This is a genomic window from Lentzea flaviverrucosa (assembly GCF_003350445.1).
Classification (GTDB): domain Bacteria; phylum Actinomycetota; class Actinomycetes; order Mycobacteriales; family Pseudonocardiaceae; genus Lentzea; species Lentzea californiensis.
The window spans coordinates 448,332-464,243 of record NZ_QQAU01000001.1 but is presented as its reverse complement, the minus strand read 5'-3'; the positions used below and the strand labels follow the sequence as shown (position 1 = coordinate 464,243).

Genomic DNA, 15,912 nt, shown 5'->3' with positions numbered 1-15,912 from the left:
CCGCTCCCGGTCACGGTCGTGCCGGCGCATTCACAGAGAACACCCAGAGGCGCGCGCTGGCCGGTGCACTGTGGACGACGGCCCACTCCGGCGGCGCTACCTCGGCGGGTACTCCCGGCTCACCGGTGGCCTCTACGTCTGCTTCACCGAGTTCCTCGAACAGGCGGCGCGGACGAGGCCGTCTTCCGCAACCACCACAGGCCGAGGACCGGCAGCACGAGCGGCACGAACCCGTACCCGATGCCGAAGGACGACCACACGGTCGCGTCCGGGAACGCCTGCGGTACGAGGAGGCTGGCCACCCCGACCAGCAGCACGCCGGCCAGTTCGACGGAGCACGCGACGTACGCGATCCGGCGGCTGTCCCGCGCGAGGGCGATGGTGGCCAGCACGTACACGACGGCGGCGAACGCCGACAGCACGTACGCGACCGGTGCGTCGGAGAAGCGGGTGCCGATCTGCACGGCCGAACGGGACGCGGCGGCCAGGGCGAAGACGCCGTAGACGGTGATCAGCATCCGGCCGGGGCCTTGGCGGGTGTCAGGCATGACCTGCCCAGATCTGGCCGAGGCGCAGGATCATCACAGGAACGCTGAGGCACGCCACCACCAGCACACCGGCGCTCCACCGGGTGCGTTCGGCGGCCGACCAGAGGACCGCGACGGGCAGGATCACCACCGGGCCGGCCAGGTAGCCGATGAACGACCAGCGCTCGATGTCGCGGTCGGTGCCGAGCAACGACACGATGCCGGCGACGGCCTGGACGAGCAGGCCCAGTTCCAGCACCGCGAGGCCGCCCACCAGGGTCCAGGACAGCTTCTTCAGCGGCAGCAACGGCGTGTCGAGTGCGATCAGCAGCACCGACCACGCGGCGGCGAGGAGTGCGAGCACGGTCAGGACCGTGGGCAGGACATCGATCATGGGGCTCTTCCGACGACGAAGGATCTACCGCGGAATGTAGCGTCCGCCGCTGCCGGACCGATGTGCAGCGTGACAGTCACGTGCGGCCGGGAACCTTGGCCGGTCCCGTGCGTTGACTCTGGTGAAGCCCTGAGCAACCCAGCGGGAGGACCGGACGTGAAACTGCCGGACCACGAGCAGCAGGAACTGGACGAGATCGAGCGCCGTCTCGCCGAGGACGACCCGAAGCTGGCCGCCAAGCTCACCCGCCCGGCGCCCAAGGTGCCGCGCCGGACCATGGTCGTCGGCGGACTGCTGGCGCTGCACGTGATCGGCCTGCTCTTCGTGATGGCCGGGGTGACCACGTCCTCCGTGGTGCTCGTCGCGGTCGGCGCCTGCGTGGTCCTCGGGGTGTTCGGCGGGTTCGCGGTCCGGGTCTGGCGGGAGCGCGAGAAGCAGGTCTGACCAGGGCTCAGGCAGGCGGCCAGTTCAGCAGGGCGGCGCCGGCCACGCGCAGCAGTTCCTCGCGCGTCGCACCGCCCGCCGCCTGCACGGCCATGCCGTTCGCGATCGTCATGACGTAGCGGGCGATCAGGTCCGGGTCGGAGCCCGCGGGCAGGTCGCCCTCCTCGACGGCCCGCTGGAACCGGTCGCGCAGGTGCTCCTGGCCCCCGGCGCGCCACTCGGTCAGCACGTCGCGCGCGACCCGGCCCGTCTCGCCGACGGCCAGCGCGCCCTGCACGCCGAGGCAGCCGGCGGGGCAGCCGGGCCGGGTGTTGGCGCGGACCGAGCCGGTGAGGAACACCTCCGCCACCTCACGTGCGGTGGTCGCCTCGAGTGCGTCGACGATGTAGGAGACCGTGCCCTCCGAGTAGCGCTGCAACGCCTTGCGGAAGAGCTCCTCCTTGTTGCCGAAGGCCGCGTACATGCTCTTGCGGGAGATGCCCATCGCCTCGGTCAGGGCGGCGAGACTCGCGCCCTCGTAGCCCTGCTCCCAGAAGACCACCACCGCCTTCTGGAGGGCCTGTTCGGCGTCGAACTCACGCGGCCGACCGATCTGCGCCTTCTCCACCTCCGCATCCTACCCTTCTGCATCGATCGGTGCTGAAGTGCTACGGTCGGATTATGCACCGATCGGTGCACAAAAGCGTGGAGGTCAGGGAATGCGCAGGCTGGAAGGCAGGACCGCAGTGGTGACCGGTGGCGGCACGCGGGGGATCGGCAGGGCCACCGCGGCGCGGCTGGTGGCCGAGGGCGCGCACGTGTTCATCACCGGCCGACGCAAGACCGAGCTGGACGAGGCGGTGGAGGTCATCGGCGAGAACGTGACCGCGGTGCCGGGCGACATCACGGACATGGCCGACCTGGACCGGCTCTACGAGGTGGTCGCCGCTCGCGGTCAGGGGCTGGACGTGCTGTTCGCCAACTCGGCCACGGCGTCGTTCGCGACCATCGAGACGATCACCGAGCAGGACTTCGACCAGGTCTTCGGCGTCAACGTGAAGGGCACCCTGTTCACGCTGCAGAAGGCGCTGCCGCTGCTCAACGAAGGCGCCTCGGTGATCATCAACGCCTCCACCGCGGCCGACCGGGGCACCGCGTCGTTCGGCGCCTACGCAGCCTCCAAGGCGGCCCTGCGGACGTTCACGCGCACCTGGGCGAACGAGCTCAAGGGGCGCGGTGTCCGGGTGAACGCCATCTCGCCGGGACCGACCGACACCTCCGGGATCACCGAGCTCGTCGGCGAGGAGAACGCGACCGCGTTCAAGGCGGGCGAGGCCGCCCGGATCGCCATCGGGCGGATGGGGCACGTGGACGAGGTGGCGGCCGCGGTGGCCTTCCTCGCCTCCGCGGACAGCAGCTTCATGCTGGGCGCCAACCTCTACGTCGACGGTGGCGAGAACCAGATCTGACCCGGCCCGGGGACGGAGCGCTTGAGCGTCGCGGAAACGTCCCACGCGCGCCATCCCGTGACGACGGGCCGGCGCGCGTGGGACGCGGAAGCTGTACCGCTCGGCCTAGAAGGCGTCCTCGGTGAAGTCGCTCGGCATGTCGTCGTCGAAGTCGCCGTGCGACCGCCGGGTGCGCTGCTGACCCGCCGCGACGACCTCGTCGAGGTTCTGGCCCTCCTTGATCGCCGTGTACGCCCGCTTCAGCGACGGCATGCTGGTCTGCATCGCACGCTGCACGTCGGGATCGCCGACAGCCCTGCCCGACGCGATGTCCTGCCAGGACATCGCGCCCGAGTCGACCTTGCGCTGCAGGTCTTTCAGCGCGTTCGGCGCGTCCTTCGAGCGTGCGAACTTCTCGATCGCGGCGATGTCCGCGGGGGACAGGTCGCCGCCGCGGGTCTGCACCTGGGACGCTTCGAGGGCGACCTTCTCCAGTCGCGCCCCCTTGGCGTCGAGATCCTGTTGCCACGCCTGCACCTGCCGGCGGGCGCTGTCGTACGGGAACGTCATTCCGCACCACCCGAACTCGAAGGACTGGGCTCCGCCCAGCGTTTCTCCTTCGACGCGTCGACGTACTTGTCGTGCGCCTTGTACGCGCCCTTGGCCATGCCCCACGCGCCACTGCCCGCGGCGGCCGCGCCGTCGCCGAACTTCTCCGTGCCGTCCTGCCAGGTGTCGACCACGTCGAAGAAGTCGTTGACGTCCCGCACGTCCGGGATCCTGGCGAGCGCGGTGCCCATCAGCTTGATGCCGTTGATCATGCCCTGGACGCCCTCGATGAGGGTCTTCATGGACTGGATGAGCTTGCGCACCTGGTCGACGATGTTGACCACGTCGTAGACCATCCACACCGCGCGGCCCCAGCCGACGAGCGGGATCCACGCGGTCATCGCGGCCTTCATCAGCTTGTCGCAGATCTTGTCGAGCAGGGTCAGCGCGAGCTTCGCGGCCGACCGGCAGGAGCTCGCCATGTTCTTGAACCGGTCACCGATGAACTTCGCGACCTGCGAGTCCCACTCGATCGCCGTGGTCCACGTGCGGCGCATGCGGTTCTCGAAGCTCTGCGCGGCGCCGCCGTCCCAGCTCGGCGAGAGCTCCTCGATGCCGTTGTTCACGTTGTGCCGCACGTTGTCGAGCGACTTGGCGATCCGGTCCCACGCCGCGGCGTTCGCGTCGATCTTCTCGAAGTCGCCCGCCAGCGGCATGACCAGGTCGCGCACCAGGTCGTCGCCGGTGACCTGCTGGTAGATCCAGTTGACGCCCTGGATCTTCCACCCGGCGGCCTCGATCAGCTCCTTGACGGACTGCCGGCCGGGCCGGTCGTCGGGCGCGGCGCGCAGCGCGACGTTCGGATCCTCGACGTCCTGGTAGCCGTTGCAGACCCCGCCGGTCATTCGCCCACCCCCAGGAACCGCTCCAGCCAGGACGGCGGCTCCATCCTGCTGCCCGCGACGTCGATCAGGCAGACCCCGACCTCGTCCGCCTTCTCGTAGGCGCGTGCCGACTTGACCAACGCCTCGGCGTCCTGGCCCATCTTCTTGCTGGCGGCCTCGAGCGTCTCCCCGTACAACTGCGCGACCCCGGTCACGACGGGGTCGAGCAGCGACAGCAGCCCGGTGAACCCGGACGTGTCCCCACCCTTGACGATCGCGTGCTCCCGGATCGTCAGGAAGTGCTCGGCCTGACGTTCCAGCAGCCCGCTGTAGCCACGCAGCTCGTCCGGCTCGACGTGGAACTTCTCTCCCATGGCGCTCATGACGCCTGACCCCGATGTGTGGTTCCTTCGCATTCAGCCCCATAGGCAACTCGAATCGCGCGGTCACGACGAAGAGGAGAAGCCGTCCGCACGACGGCCTCTCCGCCTGCTGCCGGCACCTTCAGTAGCTGAACGTGGTCGCGGGCTCGTCGCCGATCCACTTCCACAGCGGGATGGTGCCGTTGACCTCCGCGCCGGGGATGAGCTGCCCGGCGTCGAGCTGCTTGGCGTTGAAGCAGAGCGGGCAGACGTAGTAGCGCCCGCCGGCCGCCTCGTAGCGCTGGAAGAGGTCTCTCAGCGGAGGGCAGCCGTCGCACGCGACGCCGGCGGCGGTGCCGGCCACCGAGAGGCGTGCCGCCTCCTTGGACAGGAACATCAGCGTCTCGCGGCCGGTCTCGGCGGCGCCGATCGCGACGAGGAACGCGACGGTCACCTTCTCCGCGTCCTCGAGTCCCGTCGACAGGCTGATGACTGCTTTGTTCGACATGGTCCGCTCCCTGGTTCGTCGTTCGTCGGAAGCAGAACGCTAGGAGTGGGAAGACCCCGTGTCGTCGGGCGTTCTCCCTACAGATCGAGCGGGTCGAGCAGACCGTTGCGCAGCGCGAACAACGTCGCGGTCGAGCGGGAGGACGCCCCGGTCTTGGTGTAGATCCGCTCGATGTGCGTGCCCGCCGTCTTGCGCGAGATCCCCAGCCGCTCGGCGACCTCGCCGGTCTGGGCGCCGCGCGAGATCAGGACCAGCACCTCGACCTCGCGCGGGGTGAGCCCGGCCGGGCCCGACACCCGCCGCCGGGCGCCGTTGCCCGCGGCGGCGAGGACGGTCTCGGCCGCGTCACCGTCGAGTGCGCCGCTCCGGATCGCGTCCCGCACCGCGCTGACGGCCTGCTTGTCCGTCAACGCCGGTCGGTGCGCCCTCGGTTCGAGCATCGCCCGGTACGCGCACGCCGCGGCCAGCAGGCGCCCGGTCATCGGCACCGCCGCGCCGGACAGGCCGCGGTGGTAACCGTTGCCGTCCATGCGTTCGTGGGCCGTCGCCGCGATCGCGCCCAGCCTGGCCAGCGCCGCCGGACGGGCGAGGACGCGCTCGGTGTAGTACGAGCTGAGCCGCACGCGTTCCCAGTCGGTGGCCGACAGCGGTCCCGGCTGGTCCAGGATCGTCGCCGGTACGCCGTGCAGGCCGATGTCGTGCAGCAGGCCCGCGCGCCGGATGGCGATGACGTCGCCGGCGGGGAGCCCCATCGACCGGGCCGCCGCGCCGGCGAGGTCCGCGACACCACGGGAGTGCCCGGCCCGCGAGGCGCAGCGCAGGTCGGTGAAGTCGGCGAACGCCTCCAGCGCCGTGTCGAGCTCGCCCTCCGTCAGCGGGCGCCGCAGCCGTGGATCCGCTGTGAGCACGTCGATCCCGGCACCGGCGCCGGCCAGAACCTCAGGCGCGTGCGCGACGAACGCGTCGACCACGCCGGGCGCGAACTGGCGGCCCCGCCGTGCTCGGGCGACCTCGAGCGCGGCGTCGATCCCGCCGGTCCGGTACCGGACCTCGACCACGTCGGCCAGGTGCAGCAGGCGGACGATCGGCGCGATGTCCTCGCCGCCCACCCCGTCCGGCACCCCGCGCCCGTCCCAGCGGGTGAAGAACTGCCGCAGCGCCGTCACCACGTCCGGGCCGAGCCCGAGCCGATCTGCCAGCGTCGACGTCGTCGTGCAGTGCGACTGCATGCCCCGCACGACGTTCTGGCCGCCGGTCGTCAGGATCGTCGCCGCCACCCGGAGCCGGTGCCACGTCGGCCCGCCGCGACCGGCCCGGCGCAGGAAGAAGCCGAACCCCTCCAGCCCGGCGAGATCGGCACCGTAGCTGTCCGCGCGGAACGCGATGTCGTCGCCGAACGACGCGGCCACCTCCGGGGAGTCCGCGACGCAGCCGACCCAGGCGAGCATCGAGACGTGGAACAGCGACTGCCGCTGGTCCTCCGGCAGGCCCATGCGCCCGGCGAGCCGTTCCGCGATCCGCCACGACCGGAGCACGTGCTCCATCGGCTGACCCAGCCCGAGGTCCGTCGCCAGCGAGAACGCCGCGAGCAGCTCGGCCAGGTGGATCCCGGCGTCCCGGTCGGCAACCTCCATCGGCGAAGGGTAGCTCCGCGACGTCGCTCCGACCGGGTGGACGTCACCACTGACTGACGAGCGACGCGATGGCGAGCCCCAGGAACGCGGCGGGGTAGCCGATGTCGCGCAGCGCCTTGCGCCACACGTGCAACGCCACCGCGCCGACGAAGAACAACGTCAGCCCGCCCGCCGCGGCGACACCGACACAGGGCACCCCGGCCAGTCCTGCGGCCAACCCCAGGGCGCCGGCGGCCTTGAGCACACCGAGCGGCAGGATCCACCTGGACGGCAGGTCCAGCTTCCTCGCGTTGTCCCGCACGAACTCGGCGCCCGCGAAGTCCGCGGTGGCCGCGGCCGCGTTGAGTGCGATGGTGACCAGTTCGACGATCATGGTCCCACTGTCGGCGGGGGATCAGGTGCCCGTCCAATACCCGCCGCCATAACCTGGCGGAATGGACGTGGACACGAGGCTGCTGCGCTACTTCACCGCCATCGCCGAGGAGGGCAACCTCACGCGCGCGGCGCAATGCCTGTTCGTGTCACAACCGGCGCTGACCAAGCAGCTCAAGCACCTGGAGTCCCACCTGGGCGTGCGGCTGTTCACGAGGTCCAGCACGGGCATGACGCTGACCGGCGCGGGCCGTGCGCTCGCCGCCCGTGTGCCGGCGTTGCTCGGTGCCTGGGACGAGGCGGTGGCCGAGACGAGGACGGCCGCCCGCGTGCTGCGCGTCGGGTTCCTGTCCAGCGCGGCGAACGAGGCGACCCAGGACATCGTCGCGGCGTTCCGCGAGCGGCGGCAGGGCTGGCGGGTCGACATGCGGCAGGCGCCGTGGTCGGATCCGACGGCGGGTCTCGCCGCCGCGGAGGTGCCGGTCGCGTTGCTGCGCCTGCCCTTCCCCGGCCAGGAGTCGTTCGGCGTGCGGTCGCTGTTCCGCGAACCTCGTTGTGCCGCCTTGTCTTCCACGCATCCGCTGGCGGGACGCGACGAGATCGCCTTCGCCGAGCTGCTGGACGAGCCGGTCGTCGCCGCGCCGGGAGGCGACGGGGTCTGGCGCGACCACTGGCTCGCGATGTCCGAAAGGGAGGGTCGTGAAGTGCGCGTCGGTGCCGTGACGGAACAACCCGACGAGTTCCTGAGCGCGATCGCCCACGGGTACGGCGTCGCGCTGGTTCCCGCGTCCGCCGCCCGCTTCTACGCGCGGCCCGGTGTGGTGTACCGCCCGGTAACCGGCGTCAGCCCCAGCGAGGCCGGTGTGGCGTGGCAACCGGACGCGGACGAGACCGTCGCCGACTTCGTCCGGTGCTGCCTGGCACTCGCCCGGGCAGGCGCCGAGGTGTGACCGGCGGGCAGGCGTGCACGTCAGGGAGTCGTACCGGCGAGTAGGGGTGTCTGTCGCACTGTGGACGACACGAACCTGAGTGGCTTTCATGTCGGCATTCCTTGTGCGCCAACGGATTCGCTACCGACGAGTAACCACCGGTCGCCACGTGATGAACCGCACCGGGCGTGCCCCCACCCCGTCCGGCTCGGGTACTTTCGGCCTTGGTTCATCCACATGCTGAGAAGAGACGACCCGTTGACCGAGCACGCCCCGCGCCCGATTCCCGTCCTGGAAGCCGTAGCGGGCTGCGTGCCGCCCAGGGCGGTGTCGAACGACGAACTGCCGCAGCACTGGGAGACCAGCGACGCCTGGGTGCGCAGGCGCACCGGGATCGGCACCCGGCACTGGGCGGGGGAGGGCACGTCCACGGGCGACCTGGCGCTGACCGCTGCCGAAGCCGTGCTGGCCAAGTGCGAGACCAGGTCGGTGGACCTGGTGCTCGTGACGACGTCCACGCCCGACCACCCGATCCCGGCGATGGCACCCGCGCTGGCCGCGAAACTGGGGCTGGCCGGCGTCGCGGCGTTCGACGTCTCCGCGGTGTGCACCGGTTTCGTGTACGGGCTCGCCACGGCGAGCGGGATGATCGCGTCGGGAATCGCCCAACGGGTGCTGCTGGTCGCGGCCGACGTCTACTCGACGCTGATCGGCCCGGACGACCGCAGCGCCGGCGTGGTGTTCGGCGACGGAGCCGGTGCGGTGGTCCTGCGCGCGGGTGAGCGCGGCGAACCGGGCGAGGTCCTCGGCTTCGACCTGGGCAGCGACGGCACGGGCCACGACCTCATCACCGTGCCGGGCGGCGGTGCGCGCGACCGGGCGGAGCCGGGCCGGTTCGGCGAGCAGGACCGCCACTTCCGCATGAGCGGGCGCGAGGTCTACCAGCACGCCGTCGCCCGGATGACCGAATCTTCCCTCGCCGTGCTGAAGAGCGCGGGGTGGACGACGGCGGACGTCGATCGTGTCGTCGCACACCAGGCCAACGCCCGGATCCTCTCGTCGGTCGGCAGCCGGCTGTCCATTCCGGACGAGAAGGTCGTCGGCAACATCGAGAGGGTCGGCAACACCGGTGCCGCGTCCATCCCGCTCGCACTCGCGGATGCCGTGGCACGTCAGGAGATCCACGCCGGGGAGAAGGTGCTGCTGACCGCGTTCGGAGGCGGCCTCACCTGGGGCTCCGCCGTGCTGGTGTGGCCGGAGGTCGGCTAGGGCGTTCCGTAAGTCTCGTCCGCGACAGTCGTGGTCGAGGGCCCCGGAGGCGGCACCGCCGCAGAGCCCGAATACGCCCGGTATGAGGGCATTGCGGCGGCACCGCCTCCGGGTCTCTCGACCGTGACTCTCATCGAACGGACTTACGGGACACGCCCTAAGCCCTGCGGTTCCGGCGTCTGACGGGCCGTGGTGTCAGGACGACGTCAGGCAGAAGGGGTGGCCGGCCGGGTCCAGGAGCACCCGCCAGCGCCCGTCGCCGGGCTGGTGGTCCGGCTTGGCCGCTCCGAGTTCCAGCGCCAGCGCTTCCGCCGCGTCGAGGTCGTCGGCGCGGAGGTCCAGGTGGAACTGTTGCGGCACGTCCTGACCCGGCCACTGCGGAGCCCGGTAGCCGTCGACTCGCTGGAATCCCAGGTCGCAACCGGAGCCGCCCGTCAGAGCGACGAACTCGTCCGAACTGAAGAGTTCGCGCATCCCGGTCAGTGCGCCGTAGAACCCCGCCAGCGTCCGCGGGTCGGCACAGTCCAGGGTCACCCCTCGCAGTACGGCGTCGGCCACGGCCACACCGTACGCGCCGCATCCACCGCTGAGGTAGCGGTTCACCCCTTGTCCACGGCCTGACCGACTTCCTTGATCACCTGGCGCAACCACGCGTGTCCCGCGTCCTGGGCGTGCACCGGATGCCACCACATGGCTTCCTGGAGCGGCACCGAGGGGAACGGCGACGGAAGGACGCGGACACCGGGCATCGGGGAGAGCTCGACCAGCCGTCGCTGCACGAGGGCGACCCGCCTGGTGCCGGCGACCAGCATCGGCAGCAGGTGGAACGACGGGACCGAGACGTCCACGCGGGGACTGATGCCGAGCATGCTGAGCTGCCGGGTGACGGGCGCGTCGTAGGCGCGTTGGTAGACCGCCCACGGCATGTCCGCGAGCTGGCCGAGGGTGAGCTCGTCGCCGACCTCGGGGTTGTCGGCGGCCACCAGGCACACCCACTGGTCGCTGAACAGTTCGACCGCGGGGAAGCCGTCGATGACGCCGTGCGGGAGCAGGAGTCCGTCCACCGTGCTCAGCAGCGTGCCGAGGCTGTCGAGCAACGTCGGGGACGTCTGGTGGAAGGTCAGGTGCACTCCGGGCGCCTCGTCGTGCAGCACTCGGGCCAGAGGTACGCCGAGGACCGTGGCGCCGTAGTCGGAACTGACGAGCGTGAACTCGCGGGTGTCGGTGGCGGGGTCGAACGTGGCCTGGCTGGTGAACACGCGTTCCAGCACGTCGCAGGCGGTGGCGGCGCGGTCGCGGAGCACCGCGCCGAGCGGGGTGAGGCTGTAGAGCGAGCCGGTGCGGGAGAGCAGCGGGTCGTCGAAGTGGCGGCGCAGGCGCGCCAGGGCCGCGCTCATGGCCGGCTGCGTCAGGCCGATCCGCTGCCCCGCCCTGGTGACGTTGCGTTCCTCCAGCAGGGCCCGCAGGGCCACAACCAGGTTGAGGTCGAGATTCGACAGGTTCACCGCACCTCCAGTCATCCACGCTGTGGATGGAGAGCATCAAGAACATTCATTTCCGTGATCCTCGGGTGGCGGCCACAGTAGTCCTCACGACACGGGAGGACACCTCATGGCAACACCGCCGCAACCCGTCCGGTTCGCGCTCGGCACCTTCTCCGCGGCGGGCGGCTCGCCGTTCCCCGGCCTCGTGGTGGACGACCGCGTGGCCGACCTCGGCCAGGCCCTGCAGTGGCGGCCGGCCTCGACGCTCGACGTCCTCGAGCGGTGGACGGAGGTGCTGCCCTCGTTGCGCCGCCTGGCGAGCGAGGCGCGGGAGTGGCTGCCGCTGGACGGGTTGCGCGTGCACGCGCCGGTCGCGCCGCGGCAGGTCTTCCAGTCGGGGGCCAACTACCGGCAGCACGTCATCGACCTCGTGGTCGCGCACCGCCCGGCGGACTCCGCCGAGAGCGAGGAGCAGGCACGGGCGCGGGCGGCGGAGCTGATGGACCGTCGTGCACGCGAAGACCAGCCGTACGTGTTCATCGGTCTGCCGTCGGCGATCACCGGACCCCACGACGACGTCGTGCTGCCGTCGTGGTGCGAGCAGCCGGACTGGGAACTGGAGCTGACCGCCGTGATCGGTACTCCGGCCCACCGCGTGTCGCCGGAGGAAGCGTTGCGGCACGTCGCCGGCTACACGATCGCCAACGACCTCACGGCCCGCGATCTGGTGTTCCGCAAGGACATGCGGGAGATCGGCACCGACTGGCTGCGGTCGAAGAACGCGCCCGGCTTCACCCCGCTCGGCCCGTACCTCGTGCCGGTGGAGTTCGTGCCCGACCCGTCGGACCTGCGGCTGACCCTCAAGCTCAACGGCGACACCATGCAGGACGAGTCCACAAAGGACATGATCTTCGACGTCGCCCGCATGGTCTCCTGCGTCTCGCAGACCACCACGCTGCTGCCGGGCGACCTCGTCCTCACCGGTTCTCCGGCCGGCAACGGCATGCACCACGGACGTCTGCTGCGTGACGGCGACGTCATGGAGAGCACCATCACCGGCCTGGGCGCCCAGCGCACCCGTTGCGTCGCCGAGGAGCGGGCGTGAACCGCGCCGATCCCGAGTCCGCCATCGCCGAGGCCGCCGCGAAGTGTTCCAACTGGGGCCGCTGGGGCGAGGACGACGTCCTCGGCACGCTGAACCACCTCACCGAGGACAAGCGTCGTGCCGCCGCCACGCTGATCCGCAGGGGCGTGAGTTTCTCGCTGTCCCAGCGGTTCGACGTGGACGGCCCGCAGAAGGGCTGGCGCCGCCGCACGAACCCTGTGCACACGATGCTCGACACCGGGACCGACGCGGCCGCGGGACTGCAGGGCTTCCCGCACGGCATCGGCGGCGCGGACGACGTGATCTCCATGCCGTTGCAGTGCTCGACGCAGTGGGACGGCCTCGGGCACATCTTCGACCACGGCAGGGCCTGGAACGGCCGGGACGCCGCCACCACCGTGACGTCCGCGGGTGACCTGATCACCGGCATCGAGCACATGGCCGCCCACGTGGCCGGCCGCGGCGTGTTGCTCGACGTCGGCCGAGTCGTCGGTGGTGGCGAACTGCCCGACGGCTTCGCCATCACCGAGACCCACCTCGCCGCCACCGCCGAGGCCCACGGCGTCGACGTCGGACCCGGCGACATCGTGCTCGTCCGCACCGGGCAACTGGCCCGCGCCAGGCGGGACGGCTGGGGCGACTACGCGGGCGGGCCGGCGCCCGGCCTGTCGTTCACCACCGCGCCGTGGCTGCACCGCACCGAGATCGCCGCGATCGCCACCGACACGTGGGGTTTCGAGGTGCGGCCCAACGAGTTCGACGACGCCTTCCAGCCGTTGCACCAGGTCGTCATCCCGCACATCGGGTTGCTGGTGGGGGAGATGTGGGACCTGGACGCGCTGGCCGCGGACTGCGCCGAGGACGGCGTGCACGAGTTCTGGCTGACCGCCGCGCCGTTGCCGATCACGGGAGCCGTCGGCTCGCCGGTGAACCCCGTCGCCGTGAAGTGACCGAGGAGCCTTGATGACCCGCACCGTGCTCGTCCTCGGCGGTGGTACCGCCGGCAACGCCCTGACCGTCCTGCTGCGCCGCGCCGGACTCGCCGTCGACCTGGTGGAGGCCAGGCCCGACTGGAACGCCACCGCCGGATCCGGCATCACCCTGCAGGGCAACGCCTTGCGCGTCCTGCGCGAGGTCGGCGTGATCGAGGAGGTGCTCGGCGACGGGTTCCCGTTCGACGAGCTGGGCATCCTCGCCCCGACCGGCGCGGTGCTGACCGTGCAGCCGACCGCCCGCATCGGCGGCGACGACCTGCCCGGCACCCTCGGCATGCAACGCCCGCGCCTGCAGCAGATCCTCATCGACGCCGTCCGCGCGTCCGGCGCCTCGGTGCGCCTCGGCCTCACCGCCACCACCATCGACCAGGACGGCGACGGCGTGGACGTCGGCTTCAGCGACGGCACGACCGGCCGCTACGACCTCGTCGCCGGCGCGGACGGCCTCAACTCCGCGACCCGCGCGCTGATGGGCATCGAGGAACGGCCGGTGCCCACCGGCATGGCCATCTGGCGCGCCCCGGTGCCTCGACCGACCGGCCTCGAACACACCCAGATGATCTACGGCGGGCACTGCTTCATCGCCGGCTGCTGCCCGACCGGCCCGGACACCGCCTACGCGTACCTGGTCGAACGCAACCGCGACCGCGACACCATCGACCCGTCGGCCCACGCCGAGGAGATGCTGCGACTGGCGCAGGGGTACGGCGGGCCCTGGCAGGAGATCCAGGCCGCGCTGACCGACTCCGCGGTGGTCAACTACACCTGGTTCGACCGACTGCTGGTGGACGGTCCGTGGCACCGCGGCCGGGTCGTGCTCGTCGGCGACGCCGCCCACGCGTGCCCGCCGACCCTCGCCCAGGGCGCCGCGATGTCGTTGGAGGACGCCCTCGTCCTCGCCGAACTGCTGTCGACAACGGACACCTGGGGCGACGCCGTGCTCACCGAGTACCGCGACCGCCGCTATCCACGAGTGCGTGCGGTGGTCGACGCTTCCGTCCAGATCGGCCAGTGGCTGCTCGACGGCGTGCGCGACGCCGACGTACCGGGGTTGATGGGCCGCACGATGGCGATGCTGGCGGGTCGCCCGTGACCGCCCCGACCGTGGACGTGCACGCCCACGTCCTGCTGCCCGAGGTGGAACGGCTCGTCGCCGGCGAGCCCGCCCTGGCCGCCGCCCGTCAACTCGACGCCCGCCGCAACGGTCCCGACGCGCTGGCCGTCAACGGCCAGATGGTGCGTGAGCGGCTCGGGGTGCTGACCGACGTCGCGCAACGACTGTCCGCTATGGACGGTGCGGGGGTGGACGTGCAACTGGTGAGCCCTTCGCCGTCGCACTACCACTACTGGGCGGACCGCGGCCTGGCCCGGACGGTGTGGGAGACGGCCAACACCGCGACGGCCGAGCACTGCGCCCGTGCGCCGGAACGGCTGCGCGGCCTGGGTCTGGCGCCGCTGCAGCACCCGGACCTGGCGGTGCAGGCCCTCGACCACGCGCTGGGAGAAGGCCTGGCGGGGGTGGAGATCGGTAGCCACGCACCCGGCCGTGAGCTGTCCGACCCGGCCTACGAGCCGTTCTGGGAACGGGCCGCCGAGACCGGTGCCTTGGTGTTCCTGCACCCCTTCGGCTGCACCCTCGACGAGCGCCTGGACCGCTGGTACCTGTCCAACAGCGTCGGCCAGCCGACGGAGAACGCCGTGGCGTTGTCCCACCTGGTCTTCTCCGGTGTGCTGGACCGCCACCCGCGCCTGCGGATCGTCGCCGCCCACGGCGGCGGCTACCTGCCCACCCACCTCGGCCGCGCGGACCACGCCTGGCGGGTGCGCCCCGACGCCGGGAACTGCGCGCACCCGCCGAGCCACTACGCGCGGCGGCTGTGGTTCGACTCGCTGGTCCACGACCCCGCGGTGCTGCGCGAACTGGTCCGCGTCGCCGGGGCGGACCGCGTGCTGCTCGGCTCGGACTTCCCGTTCGACATGGGCACCGACGACCCGGTCGCCGCACTGCGGGCCGCAGAGCTGAACGACCCCGACTTCGACGCCGTCCGCGGTGGCAACGCCGCCGCACTGCTCAACCTGAAGGAGATCCGGTGACCAGGCGATTGCTCACCCACCTGCGGCACGTCGACCTCGCCGTGCCCGACTACGACAAGCAACTGGAGTTCTACGCCGGCGTCTGGGGCCTCACCGAGGTCGCGAACGACTCGGGCCTGAGCTTCCTGGCCGCCGAGGGCTCACCCGAGCAGTACGTGGTGCGGCTGCGCAAGGCCGACGAGAAGCGACTGGACCTCGTCGCGTTCGGCGCGGAGAACGCGGCCGACGTCGATGCTCTCGCCGACCAGCTCATCGCCGCCGGGGTCACGCTCATCAGCACGCCCGACGAGCTCGGCACGCTCGGTGGTGGCTACGGCTTCCGGTTCTTCGACGTCGACGGCCGCACCGTCGAGGTCTCCGCCGGCGTGGCGACCCGGCAGCACCGCCGCGTCGAGGAGAAGGAGGCCATTCCGGTCCGGCTCTCGCACGTGGTGCTCAACTCGCCCGACCTCAACCGCACCAGGGCCTGGTACGAGCAGCACCTGTCGTTCGCGCTGTCGGACACCCTCAGCTCGCCGCACATGGGCGAGGTCATGCACTTCATGCGCATCAACCCGCAGCACCACAGCCTCGCGCTGGCCAAGGGCCCGCACACCGCGCTGCACCACATCTCGTTCGAGCTGCGCGGCGTGGACGAGTACATGCGCGGCACCGGCCGCCTGATGCGCGCCGGTGTGCGCAAGATCTGGGGACCGGGCCGCCACCTGGCGGGCGACAACACGTTCTCCTACTTCCTCGACCCCCACGGCAACACCGTCGAGTACACGACCGAGCTCGAGATGCTGGACGAGGACACCTGGCACCCCAGCGTCCACGACTTCTCGCAGCCCGAGGTCACCGACCAGTGGGGCACCGCCAACCCGATGAACGAGCTGGTGGCCAAGGAGTCCTTCAACGACCCCGACCGCGGCTGCTTCGTCGCCCCTCCGGTGTGA

General features: G+C 71.2%; 20 protein-coding genes. 9 read left to right on the top strand and 11 right to left on the bottom strand.

Going from position 1 to position 15,912, the window contains the following annotated elements; all coding sequences use genetic code 11:
- Window positions 1-143 precede the first annotated feature (143 nt).
- Together DFR72_RS02340 and DFR72_RS02335 are read right to left on the bottom strand one after the other, a co-directional pair.
- Complete coding sequence (locus DFR72_RS02340) at window positions 144-548, bottom strand: hypothetical protein (RefSeq protein ID WP_090064250.1); 405 nt, start codon at window positions 546-548, stop codon at window positions 144-146.
- Window positions 541-921 carry a hypothetical protein gene (locus DFR72_RS02335; protein ID WP_090064251.1) on the bottom strand — a complete coding sequence of 127 codons (381 nt, stop codon included), beginning with the start codon at window positions 919-921 and terminating at the stop codon, window positions 541-543. The genes DFR72_RS02340 and DFR72_RS02335 overlap by 8 nt, the downstream gene beginning before the upstream one ends.
- Window positions 922-1,077: 156 nt before the next feature.
- Here DFR72_RS02335 and DFR72_RS02330 point away from each other — a divergent pair, with 156 nt between their 5' ends.
- Window positions 1,078-1,365: a DUF3040 domain-containing protein gene (locus tag DFR72_RS02330; protein ID WP_170176097.1), complete on the top strand. Its 288-nt coding sequence runs from the start codon at window positions 1,078-1,080 to the stop codon at window positions 1,363-1,365.
- A gap of 7 nt (window positions 1,366-1,372) precedes the next feature.
- Here DFR72_RS02330 and DFR72_RS02325 read toward each other — a convergent pair whose 3' ends face one another.
- On the bottom strand, window positions 1,373-1,972 hold the full coding sequence (locus DFR72_RS02325) for a TetR/AcrR family transcriptional regulator (RefSeq protein WP_090064253.1): 600 nt from the start codon (window positions 1,970-1,972) through the stop codon (window positions 1,373-1,375).
- 91 nt (window positions 1,973-2,063) lie between these two features.
- Here DFR72_RS02325 and DFR72_RS02320 point away from each other — a divergent pair, with 91 nt between their 5' ends.
- Window positions 2,064-2,813 (top strand): SDR family oxidoreductase, encoded by a 750-nt coding sequence (locus tag DFR72_RS02320; protein ID WP_090064254.1) that lies wholly within the window; start codon window positions 2,064-2,066, stop codon window positions 2,811-2,813.
- Window positions 2,814-2,918: 105 nt separating this feature from the next.
- On the opposite strand, the gene DFR72_RS02315 is transcribed toward DFR72_RS02320, so the two are convergent.
- From DFR72_RS02315 to DFR72_RS02290, 6 genes are all read right to left on the bottom strand, one after another.
- Window positions 2,919-3,362, bottom strand: coding sequence for a hypothetical protein (locus DFR72_RS02315; RefSeq protein ID WP_090064255.1), 444 nt, complete (start codon window positions 3,360-3,362; stop codon window positions 2,919-2,921).
- The gene (locus DFR72_RS02310) at window positions 3,359-4,246 is read right to left on the bottom strand and encodes a WXG100 family type VII secretion target (RefSeq protein ID WP_090064256.1); all 888 of its coding nucleotides are present in this window, start codon (window positions 4,244-4,246) and stop codon (window positions 3,359-3,361) included. Before DFR72_RS02310 ends, DFR72_RS02315 begins: the two co-directional genes overlap by 4 nt.
- The gene (locus DFR72_RS02305) at window positions 4,243-4,608 is read right to left on the bottom strand and encodes a hypothetical protein (protein WP_177224514.1); all 366 of its coding nucleotides are present in this window, start codon (window positions 4,606-4,608) and stop codon (window positions 4,243-4,245) included. The genes DFR72_RS02310 and DFR72_RS02305 overlap by 4 nt, the downstream gene beginning before the upstream one ends.
- A 121-nt stretch (window positions 4,609-4,729) precedes the next feature.
- Window positions 4,730-5,095 (bottom strand): DsrE family protein, encoded by a 366-nt coding sequence (locus DFR72_RS02300; protein ID WP_090064257.1) that lies wholly within the window; start codon window positions 5,093-5,095, stop codon window positions 4,730-4,732.
- Window positions 5,096-5,172: 77 nt separating this feature from the next.
- Complete coding sequence (locus DFR72_RS02295; protein ID WP_170176096.1) at window positions 5,173-6,729, bottom strand: HD domain-containing phosphohydrolase; 1,557 nt, start codon at window positions 6,727-6,729, stop codon at window positions 5,173-5,175.
- A gap of 43 nt (window positions 6,730-6,772) precedes the next feature.
- Window positions 6,773-7,102 carry a DoxX family protein gene (locus DFR72_RS02290; protein ID WP_090064258.1) on the bottom strand — a complete coding sequence of 110 codons (330 nt, stop codon included), beginning with the start codon at window positions 7,100-7,102 and terminating at the stop codon, window positions 6,773-6,775.
- Between the two features lie 61 nt (window positions 7,103-7,163).
- Between DFR72_RS02290 and DFR72_RS02285 the strand changes: the two genes are divergently transcribed.
- On the top strand, window positions 7,164-8,051 hold the full coding sequence (locus DFR72_RS02285; RefSeq protein ID WP_090064259.1) for a LysR family transcriptional regulator: 888 nt from the start codon (window positions 7,164-7,166) through the stop codon (window positions 8,049-8,051).
- A 216-nt stretch (window positions 8,052-8,267) separates the two neighbouring features.
- Window positions 8,268-9,299, top strand: a complete 1,032-nt coding sequence (locus tag DFR72_RS02280) for a beta-ketoacyl-ACP synthase III (protein ID WP_090064260.1) — start codon at window positions 8,268-8,270, stop codon at window positions 9,297-9,299.
- Window positions 9,300-9,494: 195 nt separating this feature from the next.
- Here the strand turns inward: DFR72_RS02280 and DFR72_RS02275 are convergent, their stop codons facing one another.
- On the bottom strand, window positions 9,495-9,857 hold the full coding sequence (locus tag DFR72_RS02275; RefSeq protein ID WP_211335268.1) for a VOC family protein: 363 nt from the start codon (window positions 9,855-9,857) through the stop codon (window positions 9,495-9,497).
- A gap of 41 nt (window positions 9,858-9,898) precedes the next feature.
- Window positions 9,899-10,804, bottom strand: a complete 906-nt coding sequence (locus DFR72_RS02270) for a LysR family transcriptional regulator (protein ID WP_090064261.1) — start codon at window positions 10,802-10,804, stop codon at window positions 9,899-9,901.
- Window positions 10,805-10,910: 106 nt separating this feature from the next.
- Between DFR72_RS02270 and DFR72_RS02265 the strand changes: the two genes are divergently transcribed.
- Genes DFR72_RS02265 through DFR72_RS02245 form a run of 5 tightly spaced genes read left to right on the top strand, consistent with a single transcriptional unit; the run spans window position 10,911 to window position 15,912 of the window.
- Complete coding sequence (locus tag DFR72_RS02265; RefSeq protein WP_090064262.1) at window positions 10,911-11,888, top strand: fumarylacetoacetate hydrolase family protein; 978 nt, start codon at window positions 10,911-10,913, stop codon at window positions 11,886-11,888.
- Complete coding sequence (locus tag DFR72_RS02260; protein WP_090064263.1) at window positions 11,885-12,838, top strand: cyclase family protein; 954 nt, start codon at window positions 11,885-11,887, stop codon at window positions 12,836-12,838. The genes DFR72_RS02265 and DFR72_RS02260 overlap by 4 nt, the downstream gene beginning before the upstream one ends.
- Before the next feature lie 13 nt (window positions 12,839-12,851).
- Complete coding sequence (locus DFR72_RS02255) at window positions 12,852-13,976, top strand: FAD-dependent oxidoreductase (protein ID WP_090064264.1); 1,125 nt, start codon at window positions 12,852-12,854, stop codon at window positions 13,974-13,976.
- Window positions 13,973-14,977, top strand: a complete 1,005-nt coding sequence (locus tag DFR72_RS02250; RefSeq protein WP_090064265.1) for an amidohydrolase family protein — start codon at window positions 13,973-13,975, stop codon at window positions 14,975-14,977. The genes DFR72_RS02255 and DFR72_RS02250 overlap by 4 nt, the downstream gene beginning before the upstream one ends.
- A complete protein-coding gene (locus tag DFR72_RS02245) occupies window positions 14,974-15,912 on the top strand; it encodes a VOC family protein (protein ID WP_090064266.1) in 939 nt (312 codons plus the stop codon). The genes DFR72_RS02250 and DFR72_RS02245 overlap by 4 nt, the downstream gene beginning before the upstream one ends.